11 protein-coding genes and 1 tRNA gene are annotated in these 13,694 nt (G+C 44.8%); 5 read left to right on the top strand and 7 right to left on the bottom strand.

Going from position 1 to position 13,694, the window contains the following annotated elements; genetic code table 11:
* Window positions 1-231: 231 nt before the first annotated feature.
* Window positions 232-2,679 carry a YgiQ family radical SAM protein gene (locus AB6C75_RS06645; RefSeq protein ID WP_372107419.1) on the top strand — a complete coding sequence of 816 codons (2,448 nt, stop codon included), beginning with the start codon at window positions 232-234 and terminating at the stop codon, window positions 2,677-2,679.
* A gap of 125 nt (window positions 2,680-2,804) precedes the next feature.
* Here the strand turns inward: AB6C75_RS06645 and AB6C75_RS06640 are convergent, their stop codons facing one another.
* The 3 genes from AB6C75_RS06640 to AB6C75_RS06630 are packed head-to-tail and all read right to left on the bottom strand — an operon-like array spanning window position 2,805 to window position 5,759.
* Window positions 2,805-3,269 (bottom strand): GtrA family protein, encoded by a 465-nt coding sequence (locus AB6C75_RS06640; RefSeq protein WP_372107423.1) that lies wholly within the window; start codon window positions 3,267-3,269, stop codon window positions 2,805-2,807.
* Window positions 3,256-4,743 (bottom strand): ArnT family glycosyltransferase, encoded by a 1,488-nt coding sequence (locus tag AB6C75_RS06635; RefSeq protein WP_372107417.1) that lies wholly within the window; start codon window positions 4,741-4,743, stop codon window positions 3,256-3,258. Before AB6C75_RS06635 ends, AB6C75_RS06640 begins: the two co-directional genes overlap by 14 nt.
* Window positions 4,740-5,759: a glycosyltransferase family 2 protein gene (locus AB6C75_RS06630; protein WP_017098516.1), complete on the bottom strand. Its 1,020-nt coding sequence runs from the start codon at window positions 5,757-5,759 to the stop codon at window positions 4,740-4,742. The genes AB6C75_RS06635 and AB6C75_RS06630 overlap by 4 nt, the downstream gene beginning before the upstream one ends.
* A 125-nt stretch (window positions 5,760-5,884) precedes the next feature.
* Between AB6C75_RS06630 and AB6C75_RS06625 the strand changes: the two genes are divergently transcribed.
* The 4 genes from AB6C75_RS06625 (at window position 5,885) to AB6C75_RS06610 (ending at window position 9,769) form a co-directional block, all read left to right on the top strand.
* Window positions 5,885-6,562, top strand: coding sequence for a response regulator transcription factor (locus AB6C75_RS06625; RefSeq protein ID WP_009846415.1), 678 nt, complete (start codon window positions 5,885-5,887; stop codon window positions 6,560-6,562).
* On the top strand, window positions 6,559-7,857 hold the full coding sequence (locus tag AB6C75_RS06620; protein WP_372107415.1) for a sensor histidine kinase: 1,299 nt from the start codon (window positions 6,559-6,561) through the stop codon (window positions 7,855-7,857). Before AB6C75_RS06625 ends, AB6C75_RS06620 begins: the two co-directional genes overlap by 4 nt.
* 127 nt (window positions 7,858-7,984) lie before the next feature.
* Window positions 7,985-8,914 (top strand): 1-aminocyclopropane-1-carboxylate deaminase/D-cysteine desulfhydrase, encoded by a 930-nt coding sequence (locus AB6C75_RS06615; protein ID WP_372107413.1) that lies wholly within the window; start codon window positions 7,985-7,987, stop codon window positions 8,912-8,914.
* Between the two features lie 117 nt (window positions 8,915-9,031).
* On the top strand, window positions 9,032-9,769 hold the full coding sequence (locus tag AB6C75_RS06610; protein WP_135380588.1) for a dienelactone hydrolase family protein: 738 nt from the start codon (window positions 9,032-9,034) through the stop codon (window positions 9,767-9,769).
* A 76-nt stretch (window positions 9,770-9,845) separates the two neighbouring features.
* On the opposite strand, the gene AB6C75_RS06605 is transcribed toward AB6C75_RS06610, so the two are convergent.
* From AB6C75_RS06605 to AB6C75_RS06590, 4 genes are all read right to left on the bottom strand, one after another.
* Window positions 9,846-11,099 (bottom strand): D-amino acid dehydrogenase, encoded by a 1,254-nt coding sequence (locus AB6C75_RS06605; RefSeq protein WP_372107412.1) that lies wholly within the window; start codon window positions 11,097-11,099, stop codon window positions 9,846-9,848.
* Window positions 11,100-11,324: 225 nt separating this feature from the next.
* Complete coding sequence (locus AB6C75_RS06600; protein WP_065678732.1) at window positions 11,325-12,251, bottom strand: LysR family transcriptional regulator; 927 nt, start codon at window positions 12,249-12,251, stop codon at window positions 11,325-11,327.
* A gap of 602 nt (window positions 12,252-12,853) precedes the next feature.
* A tRNA-Ser gene (locus tag AB6C75_RS06595) sits at window positions 12,854-12,944 on the bottom strand.
* Window positions 12,945-13,124: 180 nt separating this feature from the next.
* The gene (locus tag AB6C75_RS06590) at window positions 13,125-13,574 is read right to left on the bottom strand and encodes an L-alanine exporter AlaE (RefSeq protein ID WP_009846408.1); all 450 of its coding nucleotides are present in this window, start codon (window positions 13,572-13,574) and stop codon (window positions 13,125-13,127) included.
* Window positions 13,575-13,694: the final 120 nt, after the last annotated feature.

Genomic DNA, 13,694 nt, shown 5'->3' with positions numbered 1-13,694 from the left:
TATAACTCTTTACCATGCTGTTCAAAAAACACTCACGAAAGATCAACACGCCCTAATCAAAATCATAAATTAGAGACGAGATTCAAGGCTTCAACTATGCTGATGTATGGCTCTTCTGTCGCCATTTACCGTAAAAATACGAAAGACATCAAAACTAACAGGGGCATGTTCTACTGGCTAGTCTAGGCTCATGCCGCTATAATTCCCGCCTCAAAAATCAGAGGTTGAAATATGTACAGCGATATCACTCCTATTCACGAACACAAAAAATACTGGGCCGAGTGCTACGGAACTGCACCTTTTTTGCCTACCAGTAGAAAGGAGATGGATGCTCTTGGATGGGATAGCTGTGACATTATTATTGTAACTGGTGACGCTTATGTCGATCACCCGAGCTTTGGCATGGCTATCATTGGTCGCCTTCTTGAAGCTCAAGGATTCCGCGTGGGCATTATTGCGCAACCAAAGTGGGACAATAAAGACGCCTTCATGAAGCTAGGTAAACCTAACCTATTCTTCGGCATTACAGCGGGTAACATGGACTCCATGATCAACCGCTACACCTCTGATCGCAAATTACGTCACGATGATGCTTATACGCCAAACAACGAAGGTGGCAAGCGTCCTGACCGTGCAACTCTAGTTTATTCCCAACGTTGTCGCGAAGCCTACAAAGGCACGCCAATCGTTCTTGGTGGTATCGAAGCAAGTTTGCGCCGTGTTGCTCACTACGACTACTGGTCAGATAAAGTTCGTCGCTCTGTATTGTTTGACGCAAAAGCAGATATTCTTCTTTTTGGTAACGCTGAGCGTGCACTGGTTGAAGTGGCACACCGCATTGCCGATGGCGAAGACATGTCTACGCTGACCAATATCCGCGGTACTGCTATCAATCTTCCTGCTGCCCCAGAAGGCTTCAAGATCATTGACTCTTCTCGTATCGAAAAGCCGAACAAAGCGTACGTTCCGGTTAACCCTTACGAAGTTGAAACCCAGTGTGATACTAAGAAAGACGAAAAAGAAGAAATAAAAGCGCAACCTATTACTATTCGTCCTTCTCGTCACGACGCAAAAACAACCGCGGTTCGTATCCCAGGTTACGAAAAGCTAAACAATGACCGTATTCTTTACGCTCACGCTAGCCGTATTCTGCACCTAGAGACCAACCCGTATTCAGGTCGTGCTCTTATTCAACGTCACGGTGACCGCGAACTATGGGTAAACCAAGCGCCAATTCCTCTTACAACTGAAGAGATGGATCACGTGTTTGGCCTTGCGTACAAGCGTGTTCCTCACCCAATGTATGGCAAAGCGAAAATTCCGGCATACGATATGATCAAAACTTCGGTTAACATCATGCGTGGTTGTTTTGGTGGTTGTTCTTTCTGTTCAATCACAGAGCACGAAGGTCGTATCATTCAGAACCGTTCGAAAGAATCGATCTTGGATGAAATCGAAGACATTAAAGATAAAGTACCGGGCTTTACCGGTACCATTTCTGACTTGGGTGGCCCAACGGCGAACATGTATCGTCTAGGTTGTTCTGATCCTAAAGCTGAAATTAACTGTCGTCGCCCATCATGTGTGTTCCCGAAAATCTGTGAAAAACTGAACACAGACCACCAGCACACCATTGACCTTTACCGCTCAGCGAGAAAGGTTCCGGGTATCAAGAAAGTAATGATCGCATCAGGCGTTCGTTATGATCTTGCGATTGAGTCTCCAGAATACGTACGTGAGCTTGTGACTCACCACGTTGGTGGTTACTTGAAGATTGCTCCAGAGCATACTGAAAAAGGCCCACTGGATCTGATGATGAAGCCGGGCATGGGCACGTACGATCGTTTCAAAGAGATGTTCGAGAAATACAGCGCTGAAGCCGGTAAGAAACAGTACCTAATTCCTTACTTCATCTCTGCTCACCCGGGCACAGAAGATGAAGACATGCTTAACCTTGCAATGTGGCTGAAAAAGCACAACTACGAGTGTGACCAAGTACAGAACTTCTATCCATCGCCGATGTGTAATGCAACGTCGATGTACTACTCAGAGACCAACCCTCTGAAACGCGTGAAATATAAGAAGCGTGAAGATGTTCCTGTACCGAAAGGTGATCGTCAACGTCGTCTGCATAAAGCGCTGCTTCGTTACCACGATCCTGAAAACTGGAAGATCATCCGTGAAGCGCTGATCAGCATGGGTAAAAAGCACCTAATTGGTGACAAAGCAAACTGTCTAGTACCAGAAGAAGATTTTGAAGCTCAGACACCGGCGCAGCGTCGTAAGTCTGGTCGTCACGGCTCACAGCGCTTTGCGACTAAGCACAGTAAGTCTCAACCAGGTCTTGGTGGCGAAAGCCCACGTAACCATTCTAAGCCTGGAGGCAATAAGCCTAAGCCAGGTGGCAATAAGCCAAAACCGGGCGGTAAGAAGCCAAAACCGGGCGGTAAGAAGCCAACGGGTAGCCAAGGTAATGGCAATCAGGGCAACGGAAAGCAGAACGGCAATGGTAACGCGCATAAACCAGCGACGGGCTTCATCAAAAAAGCCCCTGCTAGTCAGCAATCTCAAGGCAATGGCGGCGGGAATGGCAAGCCAAACCGTAACAAAGCGGGTAATGGTCAAGGTGGTAAACCTGCGAGTAACGGAAAGAATCGCCAGCGCGCAACACAGCGTTAATATAGCGACCCCATTTACTTGGTTATCATAAAAATACAAAGCGCAGCTATTTAGCTGCGCTTTTTTGTGTCTGTTACTAATGAACTACCCAAAAGTTTCACTTGGTTATGTGATTACAAGGGATTCTAACGGGTAAAGACCCAATACTGACTAAACAAATAGTTAGTGACCATGCCCACCAAGATACCAACCGCCATGGCAATAAATACTGCCCCAATAAACGCAGGCAGCAATTCCGTCATCAGCTTAAAGCACAGCAAATTAGGTACCGCTGATATTGATGCGGTAAACATAAACTTTTGCCACTGAATCAGCTTCTCAGACCAATGACCTCGCCCTTTATATTCAAAAGTCAGTATACGATTACCCAACCATGTCGTCGTTGCAGCAGCAATAAAGGAGCTAATTCGCGCCATCATTAAAGGCAGCCCAACAACATAATGCAGCAATGCAAAAACCAAACAATCAACAACAAACCCACCAACACCAACCACAGCAAATCGAACCATCTTGTGGTGGGACTGTAGTCTTTGGCTATGTGATTGAAGCTTGTCATTGAACATTCGTAGCCTTGAGTTAACGCTGAACATCATTTTCACTTTCAATATGATTCAACGAAAAATTTGGTGTGTTGCTCTGGTGATGGCAGCTGAACAAAGCACGCTTTATTTTCACCGTTGGCTCTAGAATACACGTTAATGCGTTCTCTTTGATCTTAATTTCCACTTCCGCTTTATGGCCGATCAAATAGAATTTATCGATGCCATTTAGTTGCTCGATCTCAAGAAGCTTTTTCGCTTGCCCATGACTGTAAAATTGCCCTGAGAATGGTCTTTTACCCACATAAAAACTTGGCGCAGAATCCGTAATCTGTTCAAAAATAATACGGTCACTTTTCTCGTTCGCCTTCCCTAAGTTCAGGTAAACCATCGCAATCATTAACAGCACAGGTAGCACCAAAGCCACGCTCGAGAACCACTTCTTATCTTTTTCCACTACGAGTATAGCAATCAACAAGCCAAGGGCCGGAATACCTGGCAGGACGTAAGCTGGGAGAATATTGCCCGCCATAGTGAAAAGAATCAGAGGTGAAATCAACCAACAGACAAGAAATGAAAACAAGCCGCGATTTTCAGTATTAATTTCTGCAATTTTCTTGCGACGAGCGAAAGTTAAAATAGGTAATACAATCGACCACGGCGCAGCGGCCTGAATCCAAAATACCCAGATCATGCCTCTGGTTTCATCATGAGCAGAACCGTATAAATCGCCCTCCCAACCACTCACAACAAAACGCTTAAAGTGTTCGCCAACGATGAAGTAGTCAATGAAACCCGGCGTTGCCATTTCCGCCATGATGTACCACGGTAAGGCAATCGCCAACATCACGCCTAAGCCCGACAACAGTGGAAAGCGTTGCCAAAGCACTTTAAAAGCACCGAAGAAGCCATGCTGTAAGACTAACCAAGGGAAAACTGCGATACCCATGATTACAATCGAAACAGGCCCTTTTGCAAGTAAACCTAGCGCTAAACCAATAAAGCCAACGTAACCCCAGGTTTTGTTGGTTCTCTCACTTCCTTCGCCTTTACAGTCTTCTCCACCGAGCCAACATAAGTAAAAGCCCAGCATCGCGATGGTCATGGCTAACGTTAACGCCATATCGGTCATCACAGCACCCGCGGCGATAGAGAAAATCCCACATGTTGCCAATACAACAGCCGCCACTAAGGCACTTTGTCCCGTACGCTTCGCCAGATACGCGACCAATAGAATCGTCGCGAAACCTGCTAACCAATGCGGAGCACGCACAGCAAACTCACTCAAGCCGAACAACTCAATACCAGCAGCACTCATCCATGTGAACAACGGTGGCTTACCCCAAAAAGGAATACCGTAATCAAACTGAGGGGTTAACCAATTGCCAGTTTCTACCATCAAGCGAGCCATTTCTCCATAGCGCGCTTCAGTGGTGTCCATTAACGGATAAGTCGCCAAAGATAAAAGCCTTAAAACTAGTGCAAAAGCCAACAAATACCATAGATGCGTTCTGTTCAGACTCATGCTGATTCCTCTAATTTAAAATGTGTTTTCAATGCAGGTGTATCAACGACCGATTGGATCAGATAAAGAGGGCGATTCTTGGTTTCGATGAAAATACGACCTATGTACTCCCCCATTAAACCAATACTCAACAGTTGGATTCCGCCAAGTGCAAGTTGCACGACCATCATTGACGGATAACCCGTAATTGGCTCGCCAAACATCATGGTTTTGAATACGATGAAGACGCCATATACAAAAGCAGTAAGAGCCACTAATCCACCAACTGCCGTCGCAATACGCAGTGGGCGGATAGAGAATGATGTGATGCCATCCATCGCCAATCCGATGAGTTTCAGATAGTTCCACTTGGTCTCGCCACAGAAGCGAGCATCACGCTTAAATTGGAGTGTCGCTTGTCGGAAACCCGGCCATGAAAAAATGCCTTTCATGTAGCGGTTACGTTCTGGAAGCTGATTGATATGGTCGACAACCTCGCGGCTTAACAGTCGAAAATCACCCACATTCTCAGGAACATCAATCTTCGCAGCCACGTTCATGACTTTGTAAAAGCTCGCTGCTGAAAACTTCTTAAACCATGTTTCACCATCACGCTGGCTGCGCTGCATATTGACGACGTCATAACCTTCGCGCCACTTGGCAATCATTTGCGGGATAAGCTCAGGTGGATCTTGTAAGTCAGCGTCTAGCAAAATCACCGCTTGTCCACGACAGTGCTCAAGGCCTGCGCTCATCGCTGATTCTTTGCCAAAATTACGGCTTAAACCGATAACAGAAATTGAGCTATTGATTGAAGTGAATGAACTCACCAACTCCAAGCTGCTGTCTTTGCTACCGTCGTCGACATAAACGATTTCACTCTTGATGGGCAAGCTATCAAGCACCTTGGTAAGGCGAGAGTGGAACTCTTCCAATACCTCTTGTTCATCGTAAAAAGGCACAATGATAGACAGAGAAACCGCAGGGTTGATCTGCGATGTAGATATCTTAGGGCGGCTTATATGAAGTTCAGACATAATACGTTCTTCTATTTTTTAATCTGAATCCAATCTACCCTCCCATAAGTGAAAGTTATGTTATTGACATATTTTTCACGCTCACTCAGGATAATGTTACCGTCTATTTCTGTATGAGAATCAAAATGAAACGAGTTCTATTAGTCGAAGATAACCGTGAAATCGCAGGTGTCTTGTTTGATTATTTTGAGTGTATTGGTATGGAACTCGATTATGCGGACAACGGCGAACTCGGCCTGCAGCTCGCGTTGGAAAACTCATTTGATATCATCATATTGGATCTGATGTTGCCAAGAATGGACGGCCTCACGGTTTGTAATAAATTGCGAGACCAAGGCAACGCGACACCTATTTTGATGCTGACCGCGCTAGATAGCCGCGATGATATGTTGAAAGGGTTTGAGCATGGTGCCGATGACTATCTAACCAAGCCTTTTGATTTGGATATTTTAGAAGCAAGAATGAACGCACTAGTTCGTCGTTACCGCGGAAAAGTAGCCTCTTCAAAACTTCAGTTCGGTGAACTCACCATCGACCAAAAAACCCGTAAAGCTTACCGCCAAGATAAGCTTCTTGCGCTAAACCCAACCACTTACACCATACTTGAGATGCTCTGCCAAAACGCACCGGAAGTGGTGACTCGTGAAGATATCTCCTACAAATTATGGGAAGAAGATGAACCCAATAATGATGTGCTGCGCAGTCACATCTATCAATTACGAAATCAACTCGACAAGCCTTTTGACAGTCAAATGTTGATTACGGTTCCTAAAATAGGATTCCGCTTGGAGTCATCGAATTGATTTCCAACTTTCTGACAAGCACTAAAACCCTCACCGGCCGCTTAGCTGTTTTCTTTGGGCTAATGGCCGTGATTGTGTCTGCGTTCGTCTATATCGTTTTTATTGTCGCGCTCTACATGTCTGAAGACCGGGTCGGAGAAAGACGCATCTTGATTGACCGCAATTACGCCGTCGAGCTATTTCAAGCCGGAGAAAGTGGTGAGTTAAGAATTGATGATCTGACAGTCGCCTATAACGACCCGTCATTCGTACCTCCCGAATATTATAAGCTCATTGCAAATAAAGAGAGCTTTCTCGGAGAGATCGGCGAAGAGCCAGAGTCAAGAATGGTCTATGTTGGCGAGTATTCTGACAAAGGAAAAACCCACCCAATAATCCTACTTTCCGAAATAGACCGTGTTGAATTTGCTATTTCTGAACTTGTGTACGCGACCGCCTTTGTGCTCACGTTACTTTCTATCTTAATTTTTAGTTTTGGTGCTCTGCTCTATCGACTGTCAAAACGACTGATTGAACCATTCAACTCTCTCTCTGAGCAACTTGAGTCGAATAAACTCAATCTCAACGAAGAGTTCGGTGTGAGTGATGATGCGGCAGTTGAATTTCGTCAGCTAACCGATCAACTGAATCAGTATCGTCGAGAAATCAATTCCTTGGTCAAGCGTGAACAAGCCTTTGCTCGATACTCAAGCCATGAGTTAAGAACACCACTAACCGTTGCTCGTGGTGCGAATAAATTGCTATTGAGAAGCGAAACAACCGAGTTTCAATCTCGGCAGGTTGAACGCATTGATGAAGCCATTGTTCAGATGTCTGAGATGGTCGATGCTTTGCTTGGCCTAGTTCGTTACGAAAGAAACAGTGACGATGCACCACTGCGCTTGTTTAGCCAGCAAGAATTAGAGACCATCGTTTCCAAAAATACGTTACAAGCAAATGAGAAAGCAGTCGAAATATCCCTACTCGTTCAATCTGAGCCTATAATTCAAGCCACCAGTGCGATCATGAACATGTTGGTCGGAAACTTGTTGAGAAATGCGATTGCTGCGACCAATAGTGGCACCGTAACTATCACTCTTTCCCAAGACACTCTTGTGATTGAAGACCAAGGTGAAGGCCTTCAGGAACAGTACAATCCGAATGGTCATGGATTAGGTTTATTGATTGTCGACGACTTGTGCCAACGCTTCCATTGGGACTTTGAGTTGGTCAATCGCGACTCCGGAGGGTGCACTGCAAGAATCGCCTTTCAGACAGGTTCCTCCTTATCCACATTAAAGCAAGCAAACTCGTAATACGAGGCTCAATACCCGATGAAAACTTGATTTAGTTGGTTTACAGCGCTCGCTAGCTACTAGATACTCAGTAGTCCTTTTTGATTTAAAAATGCTGGCTCTTGAGTCAGCATTTTGTCTAAGTGCGATGAAACTAAATAATAGCCCTGTAACTCAGCATCAATACAACGATCACACCTTTTTCTTAAAGCGAGACGATAAGCTTCACTCCCACTTTTGCGGCAACAAAGCCAGAAAGTTCATGAAGCTACTGGAAGACGATCACCCAGACACCACCACTCTAATAAGCTATGGATCCGCTCAAGCTAACTCCTTGTTCTCGCTAGCCGCACTTGCAAAAATCAAAGGCTGGACGCTTGAGTTTTACGTCGACCACCTTCCTCAATGGCTACAAGAACGCCCACTCGGCAACTACCGTGGCGCTATCGATCTTGGGGCTAAGGTTATTTCAGTCAAAGAAACAGGCTCTGAGCTTCATCCACAAGCGTATATTGAACAAATAAGGCAACCAGGTTCCGATTGTATTGTGTTACCTGAAGGTGGACGTTCTCAGCTTTCTGAATATGGCGTGAAGCAACTGGCGATGGAAATACTCAGCTGGACGCGCTTCGAAAACAAACACGATTTTGTGGTTGCACTGCCCGCTGGTACTGGTAGCACAGCGCTGTATCTTCATAAGCATTTAAAACTGCACAACATCCCGGTGTTAACCTGTGCTTGTGTTGGTGGCAGTGGCTACTTAACGCAGCAGTTCAATGAGCTTGGCGAGACCGATCACCCGCAGATCTTACCGCTCAAAACCAAACACCATTTTGGTAAGTTGTATCAGCAGGATTATCAAACTTGGTTAGATCTGCAAGAGCAAACTGACATTGAGTTTGACCTGCTCTATGACCCTTTGATGTGGCAATGCTTAGTACAGTGGCAACAAGACAACCCAACTAAGACCATCATCTATATTCATCAAGGCGGCATCTTAGGCAATGAATCGATGTTGCCGCGCTATCAGCGGAAGTATCCGGAGATGAGCATTAGCAAAACCAACACATCTTGGTAATTTTTTTCCTTTATTCTCCAGTTTAGCTATTCAAGTTATAAACTGAAATCTGGCGAGAATCATCGCGTTATCTATACTTTCGATTGGAACGTCAATTGTCATCGAAAGGAATAACGCATGCGAAAACTCACTACGCTCGGCCTGTTTTCAGTTTTACTGCCCTTCTCTGCGATTTCAGGAGAAAACATCACTTACCAAGTCGATGGTATGGATTACGAAGGTTATTGGAGTGAGGCCAGTGACCAAGCGCCTTTGGTGCTGCTAATTCACGATTGGGATGGCTTAACTGATTACGAAAAGAAACGTTCTGAGATGCTCAACGAACTCGGTTACAACGTGTTCGCCATCGACCTATTTGGTAAAGGCATTCGCCCTACCGAAGTGAAAGACAAAAAACAACACACAGGCGAGTTGTATAAAGACAGAGAAAAAATGCGTGCACTACTTAATGCGGGAGCGATGGAAGCGAAAAGGCTTGGTGGTAACTTAGATAACAACGTGATAATGGGTTACTGTTTTGGTGGCGCAGCCGTTTTAGAAGCCGCTCGTGCTGGCATCCCATCGAAAGCTTATGTCACCTTCCATGGCGGTTTATCGACACCTAAAGGACAAGACTACTCTGAGACAAAAGCTCCAGTTGTCGTGTTCCATGGTACAGCAGACGCCATGATCTCAATGCACGACTTTGGAAGCCTCGCAGCTCAACTTGAATCAAGCAAGGTTCCGCATGAAATGATCACCTACAGTGGTGCGCCACATGCCTTTACCGTATTCGGCTCAAACAACTATCAACAAGAAGCTGACCAGAAATCGTGGGATAGATTTACCCATGTACTAGAAACCACCACCAGATAATCTTCTCCTTGAGAACCCATAACCCCATTCTACAGTTTAAGAATGGGGTGACTTTAGTTAACACGGTGTCATGCCGCTACAAATAACGATGGATACTTAAGTCATCAGATTTAATATCACTGGCAGAGCCACTGACTATGCTTGCTAAGATCTTTCCTGAGCCACATGCCATTGTCCAACCTAATGTCCCATGACCTGTATTGGTAAATAAATTTTTGATAGGCGTCTTGCCGATGATAGGCGTGCCATCTGGCGTCATTGGTCTTAGCCCAGTCCAGTATTCAGCCTTAGAAAAGTCCCCCGCTTGTGGGAAAAGATCTTTTATCACCATATCAATCGTGGCTTTACGTTTTTCAGGGATTAGGTAGTCAAAACCAGCGAGTTCTGCCGTACCCGCGATACGAATACGATCATCAAATCGCGTCATCGCGACCTTGTAGGTTTCATCCATAACAGTCGAAGTCGGTGACTTATCTACATTCACGATAGGCAATGTTAGTGAATATCCTTTCACTGGGTAAACCGGTATAGACAAGTCGACTTGCTTTAATAGTTCTCGAGAATAGCTTCCTGACGCGACCACGTAAGCATCCGCTTTAAACTCGCCTTGAGTCGTTGTAATAGTCTCAATGGCTTGATTCTGATGATTCAAACTTACCACTTCAGTATCAAACACGAACCTAACACCGAGTTGCTTGGCTTTCTCAGTCAAGGTTAAACAGAACTGATGGCAATCACCGGTTTCATCATGAGGTAAGTATAAGCCGCCCACCAGCTTGTCTTTAACGTCCGCTAAACCCGACTCCACTGACAGACACTGGGCAACATCAAACAGCGAGTGTTCGATCCCACTCTCTGTTAATAGCTTCATATCCTGCTGAATAGCATCGAGTTGCTTCTCGCTTCTGAATACTTGCAAGGTGCCTTTCTGCCTGCCCTCATAAGCTAAATCTTCACTGGTTCTTAGATGAGTGAGACACTCTCGACTGAAGTTTGCCACTCTTAACATGCGTGACTTATTCATGGCGTACTTGGCTTCATTACAGTTGGCCAACATCTTAGTCGCCCAAGCAACTAATTCAGGAGAAAGTGACGGCTTCACTTTTAGAGGCGCATGCTCTTGGGTAAGCCATTTCATTGCTTTCAACGGAATCCCCGGTGCCGCCCATGGTGAAGAATATCCGTAAGAAATTTGCCCTGCATTCGCAAAGCTGGTTTCCTTGCCACTGCTATCTTGACGATCAATAACTGTGACCGAGTGACCTTCCTTCGCCAGGTACCAAGCACTGGTTAACCCAATAACACCGCTACCAATTACAATAACTTCCATTCTCTTCTCCTAATGCCCGACAAAGCCAAAATCTGTCGAACACAGCTGTCAGTCTAAAACTCGTTTCGTTAATAATTTGTAACTTATTCCGCGCATGTTGACTTAACAATAGAGGGAGCGTTGACAAAAACTCAATTCAACTTAAAAACGAATTCGGCAGTTTGGAACTGTGATATTGGCGGTATTTGGTCGCTTAGGAGGAGTCGCTAAGTAAATCTACTATTCTTAGATATTGTAAGCGTCATGACTCAAGAAAGTGGCGTTTTCAAGTAAGAAATCTAACAAGGTTTCGGCCTGTAGCGTGAGTGCGCGGTCTTTTAAAGATTGAACCTTAACCGTCGCCTTCGATAGCATCTCCAACTCGGTCGCAACCACTTCAATCTGCCCTGACTTTATTTCATCGATCACCGTGAGCTTAGGCATAAAGGTGACACCCAACCCTGCTGAAACAAAGTTAGTCAGTGCAGTGACTGAGTTCGTCTGAAGCTTAGGTTCTAACGTGAAATGTGACATTTGCTCGGCATGCTTGACCAATCGACCCATCCCTGTTGAGTTGTCGATCAACGCCAAAGACACATCCTTAATATCTTGCAGTGTCACAGGTGCTTCTTTCATCGTAAGGAAGTGCCCCTTCGGAGCAATCAATTCGAGCGGATGGCTACGTTCAACGTGGGAGTGCAGTTTAGGATGTGGAGCAGAAGCATAGGTTATTGCGAAGTCTATCTGTTGATCTTCCAACATCTTGACCGCGTCCAATGCCCCTGCAATTTCAATAGAAAGGTTGATATCAGGATAACGGGTCATAAAGGTTTGCATCGGCTTTGACACCAAGTTGGTAATAAACCCTTCACCGATGGCAATACTGACACTGCCTCCTTTGAGGTTTTTAAGCTTGGCTAGTCGAGTAAGCACTGCAGCCTCTCCACGAACAATGGAACGATAGTAATGCAGCAGCTCATTACCCGCCTCAGTTAACAGTGATTGGCGGTTGTTGCGTTCCCAAACTTTCATTCCCGCTTGCGCTTCGAGCTGGGTCAGCATTCTGCTCATTGCAGCAGGGTCAACATTCATCATCTTGGATGCCTTACGCAATGAGCCATACTTAGACAACGCGTTTAAATACTCAAGAGCGCGGATATTAAAGTGATGCATTCAACTTCCTTGTGATTCGACTGACACTAGATCAAGCGTCTCACAAATTGGCTGCGAACATGTATCCCATTTTATCAAGAACGTATTTACACTTACTAACTTGTGCACCGAGTCACTTCAAGACAGCTAAAGGCTCATGCTCGTTTATTCGATCTACTCTTGATAGACAGATGGAAAGAGCTTAAAGAACCTGTTTGAAACCGCTTAACGAAGCATTTTCGATGACATGGCACCTTTGAAGTTCGGCTTTCACTTGAGTAATACCAATCACAGTAAATAAGTGATCAAACATAGCGTAGGAAAAAAGCTTGAGAACAAGGCAGAATTTTTCGATAAGTAGTTATTCTACAATCAAAAATTCTAACGAAGTTATCGAGGTTTTTAACAAGCTAGGGTGACCAGTTATTTACTACGATTGGTATAATACCAATCACAGTAAGCAAGTGGTCATAAATAGCGTTGGAAGGCGTGATAACTAGGCAAAGGACTTTGGGCTAGAGATAGAGATAGAGATAGAGATAGAGATAGAGATAGAGATAAAGATAAAATATAGGTGCTCTAAAACGAGAAAACCCCAGCATTTCTGCTAGGGTTTTGAATAGTGGTGGAAGGATGGGGATTTGAACCCCAGATACGCTATAAACGTATACTCGCTTTCCAGGCGAGCGCCTTAAGCCACTCAGCCATCCTTCCACAAATTGTGTGTTGAGCTTGTCACTCAACGAGGCGCTACTTTATTGATTCTGCTTGCTTTGGTCAAGAGGCATTATCAAAAAAAGTGCCTTTTTCAGTTTGTTCGATTACAAATTAACTCATTAGATCAAAAACAAACCAAATTTCATTCTATCGTTGTACTTACGCTTGTTGCTTTTCTTAAGCTTGTTGATAGTAGCCCGGAACTCTAAACCATTTACGGCACATATCTAAGAAGTAACCGTACAGCACGCCCATACCACATGAGATAACAGCGTTACTGGTGACAGCCGTAACAATCTGGTCGCTTGAAGCACCTACTGCCAATAAAATACCGGCATACACAGGTGACTGGAATAACACGTACGCCACCAAGTCAGACAAGTTTTTCATCAATGAGCTTTGTGAAAGCTTTGCGCCGTTACGCAAGAACCAATCACGAAAGACTCCATAAGGCCAAGCGATAGCTATGTTTACCGGAATAGATAACGTTCGAGAAGCAAGAGACTGCTCAAACGTCATACCAGAAATAAACACTTCAACAATCATTCCAGAAATAAAACAGAAAACGACCATAGCGAATGTATCCGCAGCTGCGTTTCGAATACAGAATGGACCACGAGACTTCATTGACGATAAACCTAAAATATATCACTACTTAATTAGTGATTTAACAACACATAAACAAGGCTAGATTACACCTCGCCAGATAATGTCACTATTAAACCACAAGATAAGCAGTCATACATT

The organism is Vibrio sp. 10N.237.312.B06 (assembly GCF_041464685.1).
GTDB lineage: Bacteria > Pseudomonadota > Gammaproteobacteria > Enterobacterales > Vibrionaceae > Vibrio > Vibrio tasmaniensis_A.
This window is presented reverse-complemented; position numbering and strand designations above follow the sequence as displayed.

Bases quoted from the DNA above. Each gene is read 5' to 3' on its own strand.
- AB6C75_RS06645 (WP_372107419.1), top strand. From the start codon at position 232: ATGTACAGCGATATCACTCCTATTCACGAACACAAAAAATACTGGGCC.
- AB6C75_RS06640 (WP_372107423.1), bottom strand. From the start codon at position 3,269: ATGTTCAGCGTTAACTCAAGGCTACGAATGTTCAATGACAAGCTTCAA.
- AB6C75_RS06635 (WP_372107417.1), bottom strand. From the start codon at position 4,743: ATGAGTCTGAACAGAACGCATCTATGGTATTTGTTGGCTTTTGCACTA.
- AB6C75_RS06630 (WP_017098516.1), bottom strand. From the start codon at position 5,759: ATGTCTGAACTTCATATAAGCCGCCCTAAGATATCTACATCGCAGATC.
- AB6C75_RS06625 (WP_009846415.1), top strand. From the start codon at position 5,885: ATGAAACGAGTTCTATTAGTCGAAGATAACCGTGAAATCGCAGGTGTC.
- AB6C75_RS06615 (WP_372107413.1), top strand. From the start codon at position 7,985: ATGAAACTAAATAATAGCCCTGTAACTCAGCATCAATACAACGATCAC.
- AB6C75_RS06610 (WP_135380588.1), top strand. From the start codon at position 9,032: ATGCGAAAACTCACTACGCTCGGCCTGTTTTCAGTTTTACTGCCCTTC.
- AB6C75_RS06605 (WP_372107412.1), bottom strand. From the start codon at position 11,099: ATGGAAGTTATTGTAATTGGTAGCGGTGTTATTGGGTTAACCAGTGCT.
- AB6C75_RS06600 (WP_065678732.1), bottom strand. From the start codon at position 12,251: ATGCATCACTTTAATATCCGCGCTCTTGAGTATTTAAACGCGTTGTCT.
- AB6C75_RS06590 (WP_009846408.1), bottom strand. From the start codon at position 13,574: ATGAAGTCTCGTGGTCCATTCTGTATTCGAAACGCAGCTGCGGATACA.